This window comes from Methylobacterium sp. A54F, from assembly GCF_053346035.1.
Genome location: NZ_JBKFBF010000004.1, coordinates 298,261 through 317,708 on the forward strand (window position 1 = coordinate 298,261; position 19,448 = coordinate 317,708).

At 69.7% G+C, this 19,448-nt stretch carries 13 protein-coding genes; 5 read left to right on the plus strand and 8 right to left on the minus strand.

Annotated elements, in window-relative coordinates:
• The first annotated feature begins 235 nt into the window (after window positions 1-235).
• The gene (locus tag ACLBXP_RS09520) at window positions 236-634 is read left to right on the plus strand and encodes a RidA family protein (RefSeq protein ID WP_447667394.1); all 399 of its coding nucleotides are present in this window, start codon (window positions 236-238) and stop codon (window positions 632-634) included.
• Between the two features lie 26 nt (window positions 635-660).
• Here ACLBXP_RS09520 and ACLBXP_RS09525 read toward each other — a convergent pair whose 3' ends face one another.
• Window positions 661-1,572 (minus strand): LysR family transcriptional regulator, encoded by a 912-nt coding sequence (locus ACLBXP_RS09525; protein ID WP_447667433.1) that lies wholly within the window; start codon window positions 1,570-1,572, stop codon window positions 661-663.
• Window positions 1,573-1,790: 218 nt separating this feature from the next.
• Here ACLBXP_RS09525 and ACLBXP_RS09530 point away from each other — a divergent pair, with 218 nt between their 5' ends.
• The 3 genes from ACLBXP_RS09530 to ACLBXP_RS09540 all read left to right on the plus strand — a co-directional run bounded on the left by ACLBXP_RS09530 (window position 1,791) and on the right by ACLBXP_RS09540 (window position 3,751).
• The gene (locus ACLBXP_RS09530) at window positions 1,791-2,288 is read left to right on the plus strand and encodes a lipocalin-like domain-containing protein (RefSeq protein WP_447667395.1); all 498 of its coding nucleotides are present in this window, start codon (window positions 1,791-1,793) and stop codon (window positions 2,286-2,288) included.
• A gap of 64 nt (window positions 2,289-2,352) precedes the next feature.
• Window positions 2,353-3,288 (plus strand): helix-turn-helix domain-containing protein, encoded by a 936-nt coding sequence (locus ACLBXP_RS09535; protein ID WP_447667396.1) that lies wholly within the window; start codon window positions 2,353-2,355, stop codon window positions 3,286-3,288.
• A gap of 202 nt (window positions 3,289-3,490) precedes the next feature.
• Window positions 3,491-3,751, plus strand: a complete 261-nt coding sequence (locus ACLBXP_RS09540; RefSeq protein WP_447667397.1) for a hypothetical protein — start codon at window positions 3,491-3,493, stop codon at window positions 3,749-3,751.
• Window positions 3,752-4,034: 283 nt separating this feature from the next.
• On the opposite strand, the gene asd is transcribed toward ACLBXP_RS09540, so the two are convergent.
• Window positions 4,035-4,907 (minus strand): archaetidylserine decarboxylase, encoded by an 873-nt coding sequence (gene asd / locus ACLBXP_RS09545; RefSeq protein ID WP_447667434.1) that lies wholly within the window; start codon window positions 4,905-4,907, stop codon window positions 4,035-4,037.
• 35 nt (window positions 4,908-4,942) lie between these two features.
• Here asd and ACLBXP_RS09550 point away from each other — a divergent pair, with 35 nt between their 5' ends.
• Entirely contained in the window at window positions 4,943-6,658 is a 1,716-nt protein-coding gene (locus ACLBXP_RS09550) for an aminotransferase class III-fold pyridoxal phosphate-dependent enzyme (RefSeq protein ID WP_447667398.1), read from the plus strand.
• A 23-nt stretch (window positions 6,659-6,681) separates the two neighbouring features.
• On the opposite strand, the gene ACLBXP_RS09555 is transcribed toward ACLBXP_RS09550, so the two are convergent.
• The 6 genes from ACLBXP_RS09555 to ACLBXP_RS09580 form a co-directional block, all read right to left on the minus strand.
• Window positions 6,682-7,317 carry a hypothetical protein gene (locus ACLBXP_RS09555; protein ID WP_447667399.1) on the minus strand — a complete coding sequence of 212 codons (636 nt, stop codon included), beginning with the start codon at window positions 7,315-7,317 and terminating at the stop codon, window positions 6,682-6,684.
• Window positions 7,318-7,385: 68 nt separating this feature from the next.
• A complete protein-coding gene (locus ACLBXP_RS09560; RefSeq protein WP_447667400.1) occupies window positions 7,386-8,057 on the minus strand; it encodes a class I SAM-dependent methyltransferase in 672 nt (223 codons plus the stop codon).
• Window positions 8,058-8,083: 26 nt separating this feature from the next.
• Entirely contained in the window at window positions 8,084-9,121 is a 1,038-nt protein-coding gene (locus ACLBXP_RS09565) for a glycosyltransferase family 4 protein (RefSeq protein WP_447667401.1), read from the minus strand.
• 583 nt (window positions 9,122-9,704) lie between these two features.
• On the minus strand, window positions 9,705-10,022 hold the full coding sequence (locus ACLBXP_RS09570) for a DUF2924 domain-containing protein (RefSeq protein WP_447667402.1): 318 nt from the start codon (window positions 10,020-10,022) through the stop codon (window positions 9,705-9,707).
• Window positions 10,023-10,251: 229 nt separating this feature from the next.
• Complete coding sequence (locus ACLBXP_RS09575; protein ID WP_447667403.1) at window positions 10,252-12,999, minus strand: 5'-nucleotidase C-terminal domain-containing protein; 2,748 nt, start codon at window positions 12,997-12,999, stop codon at window positions 10,252-10,254.
• A 217-nt stretch (window positions 13,000-13,216) separates the two neighbouring features.
• Window positions 13,217-19,099, minus strand: coding sequence for an ExeM/NucH family extracellular endonuclease (locus tag ACLBXP_RS09580; protein ID WP_447667404.1), 5,883 nt, complete (start codon window positions 19,097-19,099; stop codon window positions 13,217-13,219).
• Window positions 19,100-19,448 lie beyond the last annotated feature (349 nt).

The window sequence follows — 19,448 nt, forward strand, 5'->3', positions numbered from 1 at the left end:
CCCCGGAAAACCGTATTGCCTGCACGGGTGCGTGCCTCGGCGCTGGCATCTGGACAGATCCGGGCCGGGCGCCAGGGCCGTCGCCGCGCTTCCGCGTTCCCGCGATACGCAACCGCGCTTTCGCGATGATTCCGCCTTCGCGATCCGTGCCCCGGGGCGGTAGCCTCCCTGCGAGGCGCCGGAGATCGGCTGCCCGACAGCGGCGTGCGGCACGATGCGCCACAGGAGACACGACATGTCCAAGCGCGACGCGGTCTTCCCGCCCGGTCGGCAGGCCCTCTACGAGAAGCACCGCTACTCGGCCGCGATCCGGTCCGGCGACCTGCTCTTCGTCTCGGGCCAGGTCGGCAGCCGAGACGACGGCTCGCCCGAGCCGGATTTCGGCGCGCAGGTTCGCCTCGCCTTCGAGCGGCTGAACGCCGTGCTGGAGGCGGCGGGCTGCAGCTTCGGCGACGTCGTGGACGTGACGACCTTCCATACCGACCCCGAGGCGCAGTTCGAGACGGTGATGGCGGTGCGCGACGCGGTGATCGGCGAGCCGCCCTATCCCAACTGGACCGCCGTCGGCGTGACCTGGCTCGCGGGCTTCGCCTTCGAGATCAAGGTCATCGCCCGCATCCCCGAACCGGCCTGAGCCGGCGAAGTCGCGTTCCGGCCCCGTCACGCCGATCGCTGCCCCGCCTCCGGCCGGCCGGTCAGCACATCGATGAACGCGCGCAGTCCCGCGGGGACGTGGCGGTGCCCGGCATAGTAGAGGCAGAGGCCCGCCACCGGCGGGGACCACTCGTCCAGGACGATTGCCAGGCGGCCGGCCTGCAGCAGGGCGCGGGTTGCCTGTTCGGGCACGTAGGCGATGCCGAGTCCTGCGGCCGCGGCCTCTACCATCAGCCCGTTGTTGTTCAGCGTCAGCGTGCCCGGCACCTCCACGACCCAGTCCTGCCCGTGCCGCTCGAATTCCCAGCGATAGGAGCGGCCGCCCGGCATGCGGTGACGGATGCAGCGGTGCCGGTGAAGCTCGCCCGGCGTGCGGGGGGCGTCATGCGTCCGCAGATAGTCCGGCGCGGCCACCGCGACGAACCGCGCCGGACCGCCGAACGGTACCGCGATCATGTCCTGCGGCACGGCCTCGCCGAAGCGGGCACCGGCGTCGAAACCGGCCTCGACGATGTCGACGAAGCGGCCATCGACGACGAGATCCAGCGCCATCCCGGGGTGGCGCGCCAGGAACGTCGGCACCGCGGTCTGCAGGAGCAGTCGGGCGGCCGTCTCGCTGGCATTGATCCGCAGCGTGCCGGACAGGCTGCCCAGGTCCTCCCCGAACCCGTCGAGGGCACGGTCGAGATCGGCCAGGACCGGGCGGATGCGGCGCAGCAGGCTGGCTCCGGCCTCGGTCGGCGCCACGCTCCGGGTCGTCCGATGCAGCAGGCGCTGGCCGAGCCGCCGCTCGAGGGCGACCACCGTATGGCTGAGCGCGGAGCGCGACAGGCCGAGCGCGACGGCGGCGCGGGCGAAGCTGCGATGCTCCGCGACGGCGGCGAAGGCAGTGAGGTCGGACAGGGACGGCTTGCCGATTGGTGCGGATCCCTCACCAAGCCATGCGGAATGGCGAGGCTAATGCACCGCGCATGAAAGGACTAGACGCTGTCCGGTCTGGCACGGAGCGCCTTGTCGTGGGGGAGAACCGTGCGGTCGAACCCTAGCCGATTGTCGGCCCGGCGCGCAGCGACCGGCGGCGGGTGACCGGTATGCCGCCGGCCAACGCCTGCCGCCCTACCGAGAGGAGTCCCTCGATGAACCCTTCGCTCGTCGCCGTCCCCGCACTCGCCGCCGCGCTCGCCGCGACCGCCCCGTCCCGGGCCGAGCCCGCCAACCAAGTGCTCGGAACGTGGCGCATGATGTCGGCGCGCATCGACCCGGACGGCCGGAACCTGCCGGCCTACGGGACGCGGCCGAACGGGCTCCTCGTCTTCACGCCGGACATGCGCTTCATCGAGGTCCTCACCGATCCCGACGTGCCGCGCTTCGCCTCCGGCGCGCGGGGCCAGGGCACGGCGGAGGAGAACCGTGCCGCCATGGCCGGGTCGATCGGCTTCTTCGGGACCTATACGGTGGACCCGGACGGAGCCTTCAGCGGCAACCGCGTGGACGGCTCGACCTTCCCGAACTGGGTCGGCGACGTGCGGACGACCGGGGACCTTCAACTTGTCGTGGACGGCGACCGGATGCGGGAATCGTTCCATCGGCCGGACGGCACGCGGGTCGCCATCGACTGGCAGCGCGTGCGCTGAGCAGGTCCGGTTCCCGATGGCGCATGCCTATGATGAACTGACGCATCCTCACCGCGCAGGCCCGATGCTCACGACGGACACCTACACCGAGGCCAGCGCCCGCTGCGCCGCCGCCAAGCCCAATCGCCTCGTCCGCTCCAGCCGGGACTTCGGTTGGACCTCGCTGCTCGTCGACGAGCACGAAGGCCGCGGTCGAAGCGAGATCTTCGACACGCACAGGACCGCGGACGTGACCCTGGTCGTGGCCACGCGCGGCGCGCATCGCGTCGAAGTGTTCAAGCACGGCCGGTGGCACGAGGCCGTCTACCAGCCGGGCGCCGCGGGCCTCACGCCGCCTCACGAGGCGACGCGCCTGCGCTGGAGCAGCGCGCCGGGCGACGAGACGTTCCGGACGGCCAACCTCTACCTGCCGGCCGGCCTGATCGCGGCGATCGCCGACGAGTATCGCCGGATCGGCAGACCATCCCCGGCGCAGCCGCTGTCGGCGCTCGTGTTCCGCGACCCGATGATCGCCTCGGGAGTTTCGGCCCTCCTCGGGGCCCTCGATGTCGGTGCCCCCGACCTGTACGCCGAACAGGTCGGACGCTGGATCGCCACGCATCTCCTCTCGCGGCACGCGGGGCACTGGCCCGAGGCCGAGGAGACCCGCCAGCCGGAGATCATCACCGACCGACGCCTGGCTCGCGTGCTCGATTTCATGAGCGCGCACCTCGGCGAGCCGCTCACCCTGGGACAGCTCGCCCGCGAGGCCGGCATCAGCGTCCACCATTTCGGCCGGCGCTTCCGCGAGCGGTTCGGCCAGACGCCGCACGGCTGCCTGACGACGATGCGGATGGACACGGCCCAGCGCCTGCTGCGCACGACCGATCTGCCGGTCGCCGACGTGGCGTTCGCCTGCGGCTACACGCGCCCGGCCGCTTTCGCGGCGGCGTTCCTCCGCCACGTCGGGGCGACCCCGCGCGCCTTTCGACGAACCTCGGCGTCATCGCCCGGCGCGTGATCGCCCGCCGCGGACCCGTGGGGCCGGCCAGCTTCAGGGGGCGGTCCCCCGTCGATCCCGGCCGCGGCGGCGGCCTGTCGCTCGGGCCCGGGGGGAAGCCGGGCGCGCCGCTGCCGATCGCACCGGGGATGGACCTCTCGGTGCAGACGGGTCATTGATAGGGAACCTCAGGCTGGCGCCGTGCACCGAGGAAGGCAGACGCATGAGCCCGACCGAGACCTGCTTGCGCAAGGTGAGCGACGCAGCGCGGATCGCCGACTCCACCCTGATCGGCAAGCTCACGGTCGCGCTCGACGAGTTGGAGGCCGCCTACCCGATCCCGAGCGAGCGCATTGTCGCCCTGGAGACCGTCTTCCAGGATTTCACGCGGCGTCGGCGTAGCACGCACAGAACGCCCTTCGCCCGGCTCCTGAGGGTCTCGATCGAGCGTCGGCAGATCCGCTGCTCTCGCCGCGCTGCCTGACGCTGCGACGGGATAGATCCTGCGCGGACTGCGTCCGGCTCGTCACCGAAACTGCATGCCCGTGCCGTAGAGACCGGCTGAGTCTTTCCTGAGACTGGAACTCTGCCGCGCGGTAGATTCAAGCCTAACGCACTGATTTTGCCTTCCGCGCGCAAATTTATACTATGCACTAAGCATATATGACTAAAACCATTGCATTAAATGCCCTTCTAAATCATGATACTATCAGTGACAGAATATATTTATTTCTGGTAATATGTAGATATTTATAAACATAGTCCAACTATTGAGTTGTCATGTTCAAAAGCCTTTGTCCGGCCCTGACGATTCGACCTTCTGAGATCTCGGCGCAGGGCGCATGACCGTGCGGCGCTAGCATCACGATCGTGGAGCCGTGCTGAAACCAGCCCATCTCGTCGCCCTTGCCGAGCCGAGCCGCGCAGGGAATCGTCCGCGGCCCGCCCCGCCGGAGGTCGAGATCGATGTCGAGGAAGCGCAGCCGGATGCTGGCGACGAGGATCGCCGCGACGGCGACCAGCGTCACCGACTCGCCGGTCGCGTCGAGCCGCAGGCGGATCGCCGCGCGCTCGTTGCGGCAGAACAGGTTCTCGATGCGCTTCAGGGCGATCGGGTTCACGTTCCAGGTGTCGCCGGACATGTAGGTGACCGCCTCGACACGTCCGTCGTGGGGCGCGTGGAAGCGGTGATACATGCTGGCCGTCAGCCGGAGCGTGACGAAGACCCCGTCGCGATAGGGCTCGGCCGCCTCGGGGCTCCCGAGCAGGTCTTCCAGACGGTACGGGAACCCCTTGACCTGGAACAGCCGGGTGCCCTCGATCGGTCCGAGGGCCCCGACGATGGCGTCGCAGGGGCTGACGATCACGCCGGCGTCGGGATCGATCGGGCGCGCGCCGGACTTCAGTTCCCGGATGAAGCAATCGTGCAGGCTGTCGAAGCGCGTCTTGCGCGCGTCCGAGAGGTCGAGGTCGGAGAAGAGGCGCCAGGCCCACATCGACAGGTCGCGCACCAGCGGCTGCTCGATCCGGCTCAGCCAGCCGATGAAGCGCGTTGCGTACCGGCGGGGAATCCGGTTCGTCAGGAGGAAATTCAGGTCCTCGTGGCGGGCGATGCTGAGGAGGGTGGAGCGAAGCGTCATCATCCCGTGACATGCCGTTGGTTCACGCTGACCGCATGGATGCTCTCGGAACCATCTCGGTCGCGGCCGCCGCAGCGGCTCTGGCGTTGCTCGGTGTGAGGGGGAGGCGGCGCCTCGCTCTCTCGCGGGCGAAGCATCCCTCGCTGACGGGCCATGTCCGGATGGCGCGACGGATCGCTGCCCAGCTGCCCTTCTACGAGTACGGCGAGGCGGAGTTCGTGAGCATCGACGGCGCCTCGGACGCGGTCGTCGCGCGCCGCAGCGCCGGGTTCGCGCGCCTGTCCGCCCTCTACCGGGAGCGCTACGCGAGGACCCGCGCCGAGACCGAGGAGGCCAAGGCCGGCATCTCCGACCTGCAATTCACCGGGCGCTACCGCGTGCCCTTTCAGTTCAGCCGCATCGTCCGGGAGAACCTGTCGGCCGGGACGTTCCTGCAGGCCGCGTCCGGCGTCGAGGTGACAGATCTCGACGGCAACCGCCTCTACGATCTTACCGGCTCCTACGGCGTGAACGTGCTCGGCACCGACGTCTACAGGGCCTGCATCGCGGAAGGCGCCGGAGCGGTCGAGGCGCTCGGGCCGGTGCTGGGCGCGCTGCATCCGGTCGTGGCGGACACTGTCCGTCGCCTGCGGGCGGTGTCCGGGATGGACGAGGTCTCGTTCCACATGTCGGGGACGGAGGCCGTGATGCAGGCGGTGCGCCTCGCGCAGTACCGGACCGGACGGCGGCGCATCGTGCGCTTCTGCGGCGCCTATCACGGCTGGTGGGGCGATGTTCAGCCGGGCATCGGCAACCCCCGGCCGGCCAACGACACGCTGACGCTCGCCGACATGTCCGAGCGAACCCTGGCTGTGCTGGCAACGCGCCGCGACCTCGCCTGCGTACTCGTCAACCCGATCCAGGCGATGCATCCCAACGGCGGCGCGCCCTCGGACGGGTCGCTGATCGATTCCGGCCGCCACGCGGCCTTTGACCGCGAGGCCTACGCGCAGTGGCTGAAGCGCCTTCGCGAAGTCTGCACGGGGAGCGGCATCGTGCTGATCTTCGACGAGGTCTTCGTCGGATTCCGCCTCGCGCCGGGCGGCGCCCAGGAGTATTTCGGGGTCCGGGCCGACCTCGTCACTTACGGCAAGACGCTCGGCGGCGGCCTGCCCATCGGCGCGCTGTGTGGGCGCCACGCCCTCATGCAGCGCTTCCGCGAGGACCGGCCCGGCGATATCTGCTTTGCCCGCGGCACGTTTAACGCGCATCCCTACGTCATGGGGGCGATGAACGCCTTCCTGCGACGGCTGGAGACCCCGGAGGTCCGCGAGCTCTACGCCGGTCTCGACGCGCGCTGGAACGCGCGCGCGGCCGCGCTGAACCGGCGGCTGGAGACCGAGGACCTGCCCGTGCGCGTCGTCAACATGTCGTCGGTCTGGACGGTGCTCTACACGCGGCCCGCCCGCTACAACTGGCTGCTGCAATACTATCTGCGCCTCGAGGGATTGGCCCTGTCCTGGATCGGCACCGGGCGCCTGATCTTCAGCCTGAACTACACCGATGCGGATTTCGCGGCTGTGGCCGATCGCTTCGTCGCGGGCGTGCGGGCGATGGAGGCGGATGGCTGGTGGGCCGGGCCGGCCACCAGCAACAAGGCGATCCGCCGTGGCGTGCTGCGGGAGATGCTCGCCGCGCGCTGGCGGGACTGGCGCGGGCGCCGCAGCCCCGTCCGGAGCGAGGCGGGGCAGGAGGCGATGCCGGCCGAGTAGGCGCACGACCGGCAGCCGCGCCTTCAGCGCGCGGCGCTGCGGGCGGCTTCCTGGGCGACCTCGTCGGCGAGGCCCTGATCGATGAGTTCGCCCTGCATCAGGTAGAGCGGCGCCCGGCAGTACGTCTTGATGTCGTGGAACGGGTCGGTGATGATCTTCACGGCCCAGACGAGCCCGGTCTCGACGTCCCGGATGACGAAGAGCTGCAGCACCCGGAAGACGAGGCCGCCGATCCCGATCGCGAACCACAGCATGCCGACGTGCCGGACGAGCTCGCCCGCATTCTGGTGCGGCTCGATCAGGCCGAACAGCGACGGGCTCACGGTAAAGACGAGCGGCGAGAGCGCCCAGATCGCCATCAGCACCACCTTGCGCTGCAGGTTGTAGCCGACCTTGATCTCTTCCTTGTGGTCGTGGGTGGCGTGGTTCACTTCGTCGTAGCCCTTGGGCTCGAAGAAGAAGTGGCCGGCCTGACGACTCGTCATCGAGACGAGCCAGGCGATCAGCGCGGCCACCGCCGGGTCATGGAAGCAGATCACGTAGGCGAGCACGAAGCTCAGCGCGCTGAGCAGGTGGAGCGACTGGTTGATCCGGCTGTGGTGATAATAGCGATGGTCGTCCCACCGCTGCACGCGCAATGCTTCGAAAAAGCCGCCCATGGTCGTCTCCTCTCGGTGGGAGTTAAGGTATCGGGCCGCGGTACGGCCAACGGGGGGAGCGCCCTCCGTCAGGCCGCGTCGGACTTTCGGAGGCGGATCAGCGAGAAGTGGCCGAGCGGCGGCAGCGGCCGGTGCTCGACCACGCTCACGCCCTCGGTCCGGTCCACCCAGTCCTGATAGCGCTGCCAGGAGAACTCGGTGCGCCAGCCCAGCCGGTTGACGACCGGCGAGAGCAGCCCCTCGATCGCGCCGCGGAGGCCCTTGTCGGCACCGATGCGACTCGTGATGACGATCTCGCCGCCGGGACGCGCCACGCGCAGGAACTCGTCGAGGGCGGCTTCCGGGTTCGGCACGGCGGTGACGACGTATTGCGCGACCACCACGTCGAATGAGGCGTCGGCGAAGGCGAGGTGCTCGGCGTCCATCACGTCGAGCTGCTCGACGTTGCGCAGGCTCAGCCGGGCCACCCGCTCGCGCGCCTTCTCCAGCATCGGCGCCGACAGGTCGACGCCGACGAGCCGGCTACGGCCGGAATATTGTGGCAGGGAGATGCCGGTCCCGACGCCGACTTCGAGGATGCGCCCGCCGACCCGCTCGGCCGCCTCGATCGCTGCCGAGCGGCCGCGGGCGAAGACCCTGCCGAAGACGAGATCGTAGATCGGCGCCCAGCGATCGTAGGCCTTGGCGACCCCTTCGGTCCGCATGTCGTCGACGGTGGGTAGCGCGCCGTTCCCTGCCATGAATGAAGCTCCCGACGGGTGATGACTCAGGCCATGGCCCATACGTCGGACCGGTTCGGCCTGCGGATGCGCGCCCGCGCCACGTTGCGGGCAAATTGCCGGGCGCTCGCCTCCCAGGAGCGACCCTGCGCGAAGGCGCGGCACTCCGCCCGCGACAGATTCAGGGCGCTGAGGCAGGCGGCCCGGAGACCCTCGTCGAGCACGCCGACGGCGCGGTCGCCGATCACGTCCCGCGGCCCGGTCACCGGGAAGGCCGCGACCGGCACGCCGCAGGCGAGCGCCTCGAGCTGGACGACGCCGTAGGTGTCGGTGCGGCTGGGGAAGACGAAGACGTCCGCGGCAGCGATATGAGCCGCGAGATCCGCCCCGTGGCGCTCGCCCAGGAAATGCACCTCGGGATACCGGGCCTTCAGTTCGTCGAGCTGCGGGCCGGCACCGATCACGACCTTCGAACCCGGCAGATCGAGCGAGAGGAACGCGTTGAGGTTCTTCTCGACCGCGACGCGGCCGACATTGAGGAAGAGCGGTCGCGGCAGGTCGAGGGGGACCGCCATGTCCGGCCGGAACAGCTCGGTATCGACCCCCCGCGTCCACAATCCGAGCCGCCGGAAGCCGCGGCCGCGCAACTCGCGCATGAGCGAGGCGGTGGAAGCCATCGTGACGCGGCCGGCTGCGTGGAAGCGGCGGAGAACCCAGTAGCTCCAGGTGGCGGGCACGCGGAAGCGCGCCGCGATGTATTCCGGGAACTTCGTGGTGAAGCTCGTGGTGAACGGCATTCGGCGCCGGATGCAGTAGGCCCGCACCGCGTGCCCGATCGGCCCCTCCGTCGCGACGTGGATTGCGTCCGGGTGCGCCGCCGCGATCCGACGGGCGATCTCGTGGCTATCGGGTATCGCCAGGTGCAGACCCGGATAGCTCGGCACCGGGAAGCTCGGAAATCCCTCCGGCGACAGGAAAACGATCTCGATCCCGGCCTGCGGAGCGCATCGTGCGAGTGACGTCAGAGTCCGGACCACGCCGTTGACTTGCGGCGCCCAGGCATCCGTCGCGATCAACACCCGCATTTCGTTGGAAGTCCCTATGACCGACCATCAACTCAAGCCCACGGTGCATCCGAGTGCGGCGGCAGGTTCTCCGCTCTCCGCACATTCATTCAGCGGTACATTTCGATTTTTACATTCGGATGACAATAATCTGTGCTGGAAGCACCATTCCAGGGCGACAATTTTCGTTAGGCGTCAAAATATAATCGGATTAATACTGTACGTTCCGACGATAATCGAAAACCTAACGTGAGCCGTGGACGTATCTGACTGTGCCGCGTTGACAATCATACCTATCAGTACAAAAAATTACTTTTACAAACAACTTTTTCAATAGCACGTCTGGCATAAGCGCTCTAAATAATAGCGTCCTAATATTGATAAATATCAGTTTTATACGATCTGTTGATCGAGTTGATGAATGTCGACGCGCAAGCATATTCGAAGCCGCATGTTATTGGGACCTCGATATCTCATATAATCCGGGTATTTGCATAGAAATACCCTCACTGATATGTATTAAATCAAGATCTAACTAGCTCTCCGCCAGTCACAAATTGCCTCACGAATATGAAGTTGACTAACAGTTACATGGTAGCAGGCTTCAGCAGGATTGGCGGGAATTGCTCGAGCATGGGCTCGATCGACACCTACGTGCAGGCCGCGTAGCGCAATCGAGGCCGCAGAACCTGCGCGCCAGGGTCGACGCCGTAGGTGGCACGGGCGCCCACAACCGACGTTTCCGATCCGGCACTGCCGAGCAATCCGGCATGAGAGGGGACGCTCGCAGTCCGAAGTAGCGCGACCCGTTCCACTTCGTGCCGGTGATCGCCTGCGCCACCTGCGAGAGACTGTCGTCGATCTTGAGGTTGGAGGCATGACCTGCCTGGAACACTGGCCGGTGTGCAGAAGCCCGCTCCACTCACAGGTCAGCACCCGGCTAGGTCTCGCCCCGATGCGCGATCGGCACGCAAGCGGAAGATCCACTTCGGGGGCTTCGGTATTACGGCCGGGGCCTTGAGTCTCTCGCGGCGTGAGGATGCAAGAAGCGACGCATCCTTTAGGGGATGCGCCACAGGGGAAGGTTCCGGTCCAGCTCCACCGGGCCGCCGGCCATGGCGCGGCCGCGCCAGCGTGTTCCGGCTGAGTCCTCAGGCGAAGTAGCTCTGTCCGACCGCGCCCGGCGCGACGCCCGCCAGGATGACCTGGCCGCCGCCGGACAGGTTGAGCTGCGCCGCGCCGTCGGCGCGGGTCACCACCGCGTAGGTCTGGCCGCGCAGGTCGATGCGGTCGCCCTCGGCTTGGCTGAACCCGAGCACGAGGTCGGTGCCGGAGCCCGGGCCGAACGCGTAGCGGTCGGCGCCCGCGCCGCCCTGCAGGGTGTCGTTGCCGAGGTCGCCCCAGAGCACGTCGTCGCCGAGGTCGCCCGAGAGGAGGTCGTCGCCCTGGCCGCCGAACAGCGTGTCGGCCCCCTGGCCGCCGAACAGCGTGTCGGCACCGCGGCTCCCGTAGGCGAGGTCGTCGCCGAGGTTGGCGTTGAGGAGGTCGCTGCCAAGGTCGCCCGACAGGGTGTCGTTGCCCTGGCCGCCCCAGAGCGTGTCGGCGTCCTGGCCGCCGTAGAGGTTGTCGGCGCCCTGGTTGCCGAACAGCACGTCGGCGCCCTGGTTGCCGAAGAGCCGGTCGTCGCCCGCGAGCCCCGTCAGCGTATCGTTGCCCCCGACGCCGAGGATCAGGTCCGCGGTGGCGGTGCCCGTGAGGGCATCCGGCCCCGCCGTGCCGGTCTGCCCGGCGGAGAGCACGCTGTCGGCTCGCAGGGCGAGGTTCTGGATGCGGGTGTCGCCGGCGGGCGCGGTGTCGGCGACGCCGTAGGGCGTCGTCGCGTAGAAGGCCTCGAGGTATTCGGCCAGGGCGTCCTGCTCGGAGCCCTGCGCCGCGAAGGTCTGCACGTTCGGCAGGTTGACGGGGGTCGCCTCGCGCAGGTTCACCCGATTCTCGCCGTAGGCGGGGAACGGGTAGCTGTCGCCGCCGAGCGCCGGGGCGGTGGAGGAGGCGGTCGCCAGGAAGTCGAGGGTCGCGACCCGGATCGCGCGGTTCGGGTCGCCGACGAGCTGCCCGTCCCGAACCAGCACGTCCACCACGCCGCCCGCGGCGTCGGTGATCGCCGCCGAACGGATGCGCTGGCCCTCGGTGGTCACGGCGCCGGTGGTCCCGTTGAGGACCTGCGCCTGGCGGGTCGCGTCGAACGAGAAGCTGATCCCGGAGACCTGCGGGAACTGGCCCGGCGTCGCGCCGGGCGCCGCCGCGGCCACGCCGTGCTCCAGGATCCGCTCCAGCTCCTGCGCCGTCACCGTGACCAGCGAGAGGTTGTTGTTGAAGCGCAGCGCGTTCTGCACGTCGAGCTGCGAGATGTCGCCGGCCAGCTTGCCGGCCTCGGGGTTGGCCGCCGGGGGCAGCTCCGCGGTGCCGCCGCCGGCGGTCGAGAACGAGCCGATCGAGTCACGGATGCCGCCGCCGTTGCGTAGGGCCACGGTGACGCTCGCGTCGTAGCGCTGCGCGTACCAGAGCGCCGCGTCGCCGGAGAGGTCGCCGAGGTTGGTCTCCTCGGTGCGGACCTCGCCCCGGCGGCCCTCGAGGTAGGTGCTGGTGCGGCCCAGTATGTTGCCGTCCTGCTGCCGGATGATGTCGGCGATGCCGGCGGTCTCCTGCACCCCATCGTTGTTGGCGTCGAGACCCTCGATCACCTCGCGAACGAGGTAGCCGCGCGAGCCGGGCGTGAAGGCCGCCGCAGTCGAGCCGTAGAGCTGCGCGACGGTGGTGTCGTCCACCGCCACCGCGCCGCTGGTGTCCGGCGTGATCGAGGCCGGGACGATGTTGCCCTGGTCGTCGAAGGTGACGGTGAGCCGGCCGACGTAGGAGTACTCGGAGGCCGTGTTGACCAGCGCGATCGGCTGGCCGGAGGCGTTGGTGAAGAATTGCGGGTAGGCGCCGCCGGAGGTGTCGCCCGGCAGGAGCCGGTCGTTTCCGTCCGCGAGCAGGGTGTGCGAGCCGCCGCCGATCAGCACGTCGACGCCGCGCAGGAGGGGCGCCAGAGCCTGCTCGTTCGAGAGCTGCTGCAGGTGCGTTCCGACGATGACCTTGTTGATGTCCGGGTTGGCGGCGAGCTGGCGCGCCACCTCGGCGTTGATCTGGTCGGCGAGCGCCCGCATGTCGTCGCGGCCCGCGACGCCGTCGAGGCTCACGTTGCCAAGCGAGGTCAGCTGCGCCTCGAGCTGGGTGGTGGCGCCGACGAAAAGGATGCGCTCGCCGTTCTCGGTGAGGACGGTCGAACGGGCGATCTTGTCGGAGCCCGTGCCGGTCTCCGTCGCGGTCGGGCCCGTCTGTGCGAAGGTCGCAGCCTGCCCGTCCGCGCCGACGCGGCCCGAAAGCGCTGACTCGCGGGAGAAGTTCAGGTTGACCGAGAGATAGGGAAACTGCGCGCCGACCCAGGTGTCGTCGGCGGGGCTGGCCGCGGTGCCGAGGCTGCTGCCGATGATGTTGTTGACCTCGGTCGGGCCGGCGTCGAACTCGTGGTTGCCAAACACCGCGGCCTGGACGCCGATCAGGTTCTGGATGGTGATGTCGGCCCGGCCCGCGGAGGCGGTCAGCGCCCGGTATCCGTTGGCCGAGGTGAGCCCGTAGGCCTGGTTGTAGACGCCGTTGTAGGTCGCGGCCATCTGCGGATCGCCGCCCGCGATGAAGAACGGGCTCGGGATCCAGCCGTCTCCGGTCGACAGGGTGATGGAGTTCGGCGTCGAATCCTCCAGGCGGTCGACGATGGCGGCGAAGTTCGCCGCGCGCCGCGTGGCGAGGAGCCCGCCTTCCCAGTCGGAGGCGTGCAGGATCTGGAGGGTGTAGGGCATCGACGCCTGTCTCCGGCCGGTCGCTCGGCCATTCGGGAAAGGTGTGCTCGGTCCGCGCGAAGCTGAGGCTCGATGGAGCCGCGCGGACGATCGGGTTTTTTCGTGCGCAGACACGAACCAGCAACACGGTTGCTATGTGTGTTCTGCGACAGGGATGTGAAATTCAGCTTCTGACCGCTTTCACCTCGGGGTTTTCAGGAACCCGGCAGCCCCGACCTCACGCCAGCGCCGCCGGCACCCGGTCGAGGTTCACGCCGCGCAGCTCCACTGTGCCGCCGCCCGAGAGGGTCAGCACGGTGGCACCGTTCACCAGCGCGGCCGTGTAGCTCTGCCCCTGCAGGTCGAGCCGGTCGCCCTGCGCGAGGTCGAAGCCGAGGATCACGTCGCGGCCGGACTGCGCGCCGAACACGTAGCGATCGGCCCCGAGGTCGCCGGAGAGGACGTCGTCCCCGCGGTCGCCCGAGAGGACGTCGTCGCCGAGGTCGCCGGAGGTCAGGTCGTTACCCTGGCCGCCGAACAGCGTGTCGGCGCCCTGGCCGCCGTAGAGGCTGTCGGCGCCGCGGTTGCCGAATAGCAGGTCGGCGTCCTGGTTGCCGAAGGCGGTGTCGTCGCCGTCGCCGCCCGCCACCGTATCGTTCCCGGCCCCGCCGGCGAGGCGGTTGCGCCCGCCGTTGCCCGTGACCGCGTTGGCGAGGCCGTTGCCGGTCACGCCGCTGTCGGCGCTGCCCGTGAGGGTGGCGTTCTCGATGCTGGCCGGCAGGGCGAGCTCGCCGCCGCCGGAGAACACCACGAGGTCGATCCCGGCGCTGCCGAAGCGCGCATCGAGCTGGCCCGCCTCCGACAGGCTGATGGTGGTGCCGCCGCCCGCGTTCGGGGTGAGGACCGGCGCCGTGCCGCCGCCGGGCGCGGTCCCGCCACCGCCCGATCCGGTGTCGCCGCCGCTCGCTGCGGCGGTCGTCACGTCGAGCGCGAGGCCCGCGAAGGCGTTGCCGGCCCGATCGGTGACGGTGCCGGCAGCGAGCGCCAGCGCGTAGCTGCGCCCGGCCAGGAGGTCGCCGCTCGGGTCGATCGTCAGGGTGCGGCCGTCGAAGCGGACCTGCCCGGCATCGTCGAGCGCGATGGTGCGGCGGTCGCCCGCCCGGTCGTCGAGCACGATCGTTCCGAGGCCCGCCCGGATCTCCTCGTCGAAGGTGAGCTCGAACACCGCGCCGACGCCGACCCCGGTCGCGTCGTCGGCGGGCCGCGCCGAGACCAGACTCGGCGCACGGCTGTCGAGGGCGAGGCCGACGAGGACGGGATCGTGGTCCGAGACCCGCACGGGGCTCGTCGCGTCGAAGTCGCCGGGATCGCGATTGAAGTCGAGGTTGTAGTCGAGGGCGTCGGCCTCGTCCGCGTTGATGTGCCAGTCGGTCGTGCCGGTGATCTGGCGGCCGAGGCTGGCGCTCGCGAGCGCGTAGTCCAGCGTGCCGATCTGGCCGTCGAAGGTGTAGGAGTAGCTGGTGCCCGGGAAGGTCGGCGCGTAGCCCCGCTCCCGCAGCGCGCGGATCGGGTCTTCCCGGTAGTAGGAGTTGAAGTCGCCGAGCAGGAGCACGTCGGGATCGGTGCTGCCGGTCGGGTTCGTCGCGAGCCAGTCCGCGAGCACGCCCGCCGCGGCGGTGCGCTCGGTATTGAAGGCGCCCTGGCCGTCGCCCTGGTCTAGATCGGCGCCGGCGGCCCCGTCCGCGCCCTTCGACTTGAAGTGGTTGGCGACCGCCGTGAAGCGCTCGCCGGTGGCAATCTCCTCGAAGGTCGCGGCGACGGGCGGGCGCCGGAAGGCGCTGCTCGCGTTGACGGCGACCTGCGTCCCCGCGGCGATCCGCACCCGGTCGCTGCGATAGAGGAAGCCGACCTCGATCGCGTCGCCCCCGACGGTCTCCGAGCCCGGGTAGACGTAGGCGTAGGTGCCGCCGCCGCGGGCGTTCAGCTGCTCCACGAGGTATTCGAGGGCGTTGCCGTCCCGGTTGGCGTCGGTCGGCACGTCGTCGAGGAAGTCGTTCTCAAGCTCCACGAGGCTCAGCACGTCGGCGTCGAGGCCGCTGATGGCGGTGACGAGCTTGTCCGTCTGGCGCTGGAACTCCAGCTCGCTGTTCGCCCCGCGCGGCGTCTGGCCGTTCTCCGTCCGGTTGCTGCCGGCGTTCAGCGTCGCGAAATAGTTCAGCACGTTGAGGCTGCCGACCCGCAGCCGTCCGCCGACCGCCTCGGGGGCGGCCTCGCGCGGATTGGTGTCGGTGACGGTCGCCGAGCCGTCCTGCGCCGAGCGCACGCGGAAGCTGCCGGCATAGTAGTCGAGCACGCCGGTGAGGCCGGTGATGCTGTCGCCCATCTGCGGAGCGCTCGCGGTGCCGTAGCTCCGGAAGCCGTCGAGGAGGTCGATCGGGTTGTTCTGGGTGTTCAGCCCATCGTCGTAGACGATGGAGCGGCTCGCGAGCGCGGCCGCGTACGCGGCGTTGCCCGCGGTGCTCGGCTGGTTCGCCTGCGTGAAGGTGTAGGGCCGGCCATCCGCCGCCTCGGCGACGCTGCCCGCGAGCCCGTCGCCCTCCGGTGCGTAGAGGCGGATCTCGTTGAAGCGGTCGAGGTTGAACTGCTCGGAGATGACGAGCGTCTGGGGCAGTCGGACGAGCATGCCCTCGTAGGCTTCGAGGTCGCCCGGCAGGGTGGCGCTCACCGTGAAGTCGCGCGCCACGTTCGCCTCGGCGCCCGCCGCCACGACCTGCACGGTACTCGCGGTGAGCTGCGTTGCGCCGTTGAACTCGGCGACCGTGCCGGTCACCCGCACCCGGTCGCCGATCGCGACGTCCGTTCTGAGGCTCCCCGATCCCTCGTAGACGAACACCCCCTCGGAGGTGGCCGCGTCGGCGTCGCGGTCGGCGGCTTCCTCCTGCAGGTAGAAGCCGCCGAGGTTCCGGCCGGTGTCGGCGTCGCCGTTCTGGAAGTCGCCGGTGACGATCGCCTCGACCGTCACGGTCCGCCCGACGAGCGGGCTCGCGGCGCCGGAGCCCTGCACCGCCGAGATCAGGGTCACGGGGGTTCCGTCGTCGTTCGTGATGGTGCCGAGCGCCTGGGCCTTCGTCGCCGCGACGGCGGCGGTGATGCCCTCGGCCGCGCGGGTGTTGACGGCCGACGCGAGGGTGATGCGGAAGCGCTCGTCCGCCTCCGGCACCGCGTCGCCCGCGACGGTCACGGTGATGATGGCGGAGGATTGCCCGGCCGGGATCGTGCCCGAGAAGGTCGGCAGGGTCCCGCCCGCAAAATCGTCGGCGGTGGCCCCGTCGAGGGCGATCGTGCCCGTGACGGAGACGTCGCCGAGGAGGCCGCCGCTGCGCTCGACCGTGAAGGCGTAGGCGGTCGTGCCGGCGTTGCCCTCGCTGCGGCTGACGCTGAGGGAATCGTCAGCGAAGCGAACGGTCTGCGAGGTGGCCTGGGCCAGGGCGGCGTAGAGGGTGATGCCGGTGCCCACCGCGTTGGTGGACGCCTCGTTCGCCGTGACGACGAGGTCCGCGCCCGTCGGGTTGTCGGCGGCGGCGATGAAGGTGACGACCTCCGGGCCGAGATCGGGCTGGCTCGCGCTGGTCGCCGGGTTCAGCAGCGGCGGCACGTAGGAGACGTAGCGCGCGTTCTCCGGCTCGGTGACGTCGTAGACGAGGACGCCGCTCTGCCGCTCGAGGGCGACGAACGCGTAGGTGCGGCCGTTGACCGTTCCGACGGCGACGCCCTCCGGCTCGGGCCCCTTGTTGTCCGAGCGGTCGTCCGGCTTGTTCGCCAGCACGGAGTCGTTGTTGAACCGCGCGGGCGCGACCTGCGCGAGGATCTTCTCGAATTCGCCGCCCGTCTCGCGGACCTTGGTGACCGACCCGTCGGCGTTCTGGCGGAAGATCGAGATGCCGCGCCCGCCCAGTGTGTTGAGCTGGTCGATCACGCCGTCGCCGTCGGTGTCGCCGCTGCGCAGGAGAACGTTGAGGCGGGCATAGGCCGGGTTCCGCTTCAGGGCCTGCAGGGCGGGCGTGAGCGAGGCGTCCGGCACGCTGCCGAGCCGCCCGGCGTCGGCGCCGACGTCCTCCCCGCCGATGACGCGCTGGTCGCCCTCGTTGGCGGTGATGAAGTAGGTGGCGCCCCCGGCCGAGAAGGAGGCGACGGCGTCCGGCTGCAGGAGGCCGAGGATCGGGGTCTCGGCCGGTGCCGCGGCGATGCGGACCGCGGGCGTGCCGCCCGTGCCGTCCTGATCGGAGGCGTCGAACTCGTTGCCCGCGAGGGCGTGGTTGACGGCGCCGAGGGGCTGGATCGCGATCGGGGCGCTGCCGGGATTGGCGAGGTCGATGATCGCGACGCCGTTGACCTCCTGAAGGGTCACGTAGGCGAACCGGTCGTCGGGCGAGATGGCGATGTACTCGGGCTCGATGTCGGCGGCGGCCGCGTTGCCGGGGGTCACCGCGAGGCCGCGGGCGCGGAGCAGGGCTTCGCTGCCGTTGAGGTTCGAGAAGCCGACCGTCGCGGTGACGGCCGCATTCGCCGCGCCCGTCGACACGTCGATGATCGAGACGCTGCCGGCCGGGTTGCTGGCGAGGGTCGCCTGCTCGGCCTCGTTGGCCACGAGCAGGCGCGTCCCGTCCCGGGTGAAGACGAGCTGGTCCGGGCCGACGCCCACCTCGATCGTCTTCAGGAGGGTGCCGCCCGCATCGAATAGGACGACGCGGCCGTTCGCGGAGCCCGCGGCGTCCGCGTAGGCGACCGCGACGAGGCCGTTGCGCACCGCCACGGAGTTGACCGAGCCGTAGCCCGGCAGGCCGGACAGCAGGATCTCGCCGCTGCGCGCCAGCGCGCCGGAGGCCGACAGGCCCACGATCTCGATGCGGTTCTCCACGGTGTTCTGGACGTAGAGGCTGCCGGTGGTCCGGTCGTAGGCGACGACCTCGGCGTTGGCGCGACGCGCCGTGGCCGTATCGTCGGTCGTCAGGTAGGCCCCGAGGCGGACGAGGCGCAGGGTGTCCGTGGCGTCCGGCGCGGCGGTCGGGGTCGCACCCTGCTGGCCCTGTAGCGAGGGCGCGGCGGCGTAGACGTCGATACCGCCGACCGAGAGGCCGGAATCGTCGTTCGCGATGGTGCCGTTGGCCTCGCCGTCCGCGATCGTGGCGCCGCTCGGGTTGGAGAGGCGCACCAGGACGGTCTCGTCCGCCTCCGGCGCCGTGTCGCCGGTCACCGCCACCGTGAAGCGCGCGCTGCTCTGGCCCTCGGCGATGGTGAGCCGCTCCGTCCGGGCCGCGTAGTCGGTGCCGGCCGTGGCGGTGCCGTCTGCGGTCGCGACGTCAATGGCGACGCCGCCCGCCGGGGCGGCCGCACTGAGGTTCACCGTGAAGGCGAGCTGCTGCGTGCCGGCGTTCCCTTCGGTGAGGCGGGCGTCGGCGATCGAGAGGCTCGGCAGGGCAGGACCGGCCGCGGAGCTGGTGACCGCGATGTCGTCGATGCCGATCCACTCGTCGTTGCCGGCCGCGTTGGCCGTGATGATGCGGACCTGGAGGCCGGCCTGGCCGTTCACCGCATCCGGCAGCGTGACCCGGCGCGTCGTCTCCAGCCCGGTGAGGCTCGGGCCGGTGCTTGCATCTGCGATGAACCCGTCCGGAAGGTTCGTCCAGGGCCCGCTGCCGATGCGGTATTGCACCGCGATCGGCTGAACGGCGTTGTCCGCCGTGCCGTCTATGTCCCGCGCCGTGAAGCTGAGCACCACGTCCTTGCGGCCCGTCGCGTCGAGGTGGAGCACGAGGTGCGGCGCGTCCGCGGTGCCCGATCCCTGGAGCGCCACGGTCGGGTTCGTGATCGCGAACTCGGCGACGCCGCCGTTGCTGATGCCCGTGCTCGCCTGATTGGCGATCACGTCGACGTCGTTGGCGAGGGATGAGCTTCCCGTCAGCGTCCGGGGATCGGTGCCCGTGTCCGCGGTGATGTCCTGCCCGAGGTAGCCGATGATGCCGGGGACGTTGGCCCAGTCGTCATTGCCGGTGATCAGCCCGGCGTCGGACCAGTCCTGCCGGAAGTCGCCGCCGGCGAGGACGAAGGGCGTCGTGTTCATCGAGGATCCGGTAGGTTGGCGCGCAGCATCGCCCGGCGAGGGACGCGAGTCCGCCAGCCCGGTCGAGGCCGCCCGGTCGTTGAGGGGCACGAATCCCGCTCCGGATTTTCCCGGCTCGGAGAAGATATTGCCAATTCGTTAACGAGCCCGTGTGACGCCGGGATGAAACGAGAAGCACTCGCGACTCGGGGCTGAGGATATCTCGGCAAAATTTCAAGTCGTACTACGTACTCAAGGCATGGTGTAGGTGCGTGGCAGCGATTAGGAAGAGGCTCGGTGGCGTATTTTTGCCGGCAATAGTCTGATCTGGAACGGCTTCGACGCTGATCTGGAACGAACGATGCCGCCG

What these genes read in the sequence shown, in the direction of transcription:
- ACLBXP_RS09565 (WP_447667401.1), bottom strand. Translation starts at nt 9,121, where the DNA reads ATGCGGGTGTTGATCGCGACGGATGCCTGGGCGCCGCAAGTCAACGGC.
- ACLBXP_RS09535 (WP_447667396.1), top strand. Translation starts at nt 2,353, where the DNA reads ATGCTCACGACGGACACCTACACCGAGGCCAGCGCCCGCTGCGCCGCC.
- ACLBXP_RS09580 (WP_447667404.1), bottom strand. Translation starts at nt 19,099, where the DNA reads ATGAACACGACGCCCTTCGTCCTCGCCGGCGGCGACTTCCGGCAGGAC.
- ACLBXP_RS09530 (WP_447667395.1), top strand. Translation starts at nt 1,791, where the DNA reads ATGAACCCTTCGCTCGTCGCCGTCCCCGCACTCGCCGCCGCGCTCGCC.
- asd (WP_447667434.1), bottom strand. Translation starts at nt 4,907, where the DNA reads ATGACGCTTCGCTCCACCCTCCTCAGCATCGCCCGCCACGAGGACCTG.
- ACLBXP_RS09550 (WP_447667398.1), top strand. Translation starts at nt 4,943, where the DNA reads ATGGATGCTCTCGGAACCATCTCGGTCGCGGCCGCCGCAGCGGCTCTG.
- ACLBXP_RS09560 (WP_447667400.1), bottom strand. Translation starts at nt 8,057, where the DNA reads ATGGCAGGGAACGGCGCGCTACCCACCGTCGACGACATGCGGACCGAA.
- ACLBXP_RS09520 (WP_447667394.1), top strand. Translation starts at nt 236, where the DNA reads ATGTCCAAGCGCGACGCGGTCTTCCCGCCCGGTCGGCAGGCCCTCTAC.
- ACLBXP_RS09555 (WP_447667399.1), bottom strand. Translation starts at nt 7,317, where the DNA reads ATGGGCGGCTTTTTCGAAGCATTGCGCGTGCAGCGGTGGGACGACCAT.
- ACLBXP_RS09575 (WP_447667403.1), bottom strand. Translation starts at nt 12,999, where the DNA reads ATGCCCTACACCCTCCAGATCCTGCACGCCTCCGACTGGGAAGGCGGG.
- ACLBXP_RS09540 (WP_447667397.1), top strand. Translation starts at nt 3,491, where the DNA reads ATGAGCCCGACCGAGACCTGCTTGCGCAAGGTGAGCGACGCAGCGCGG.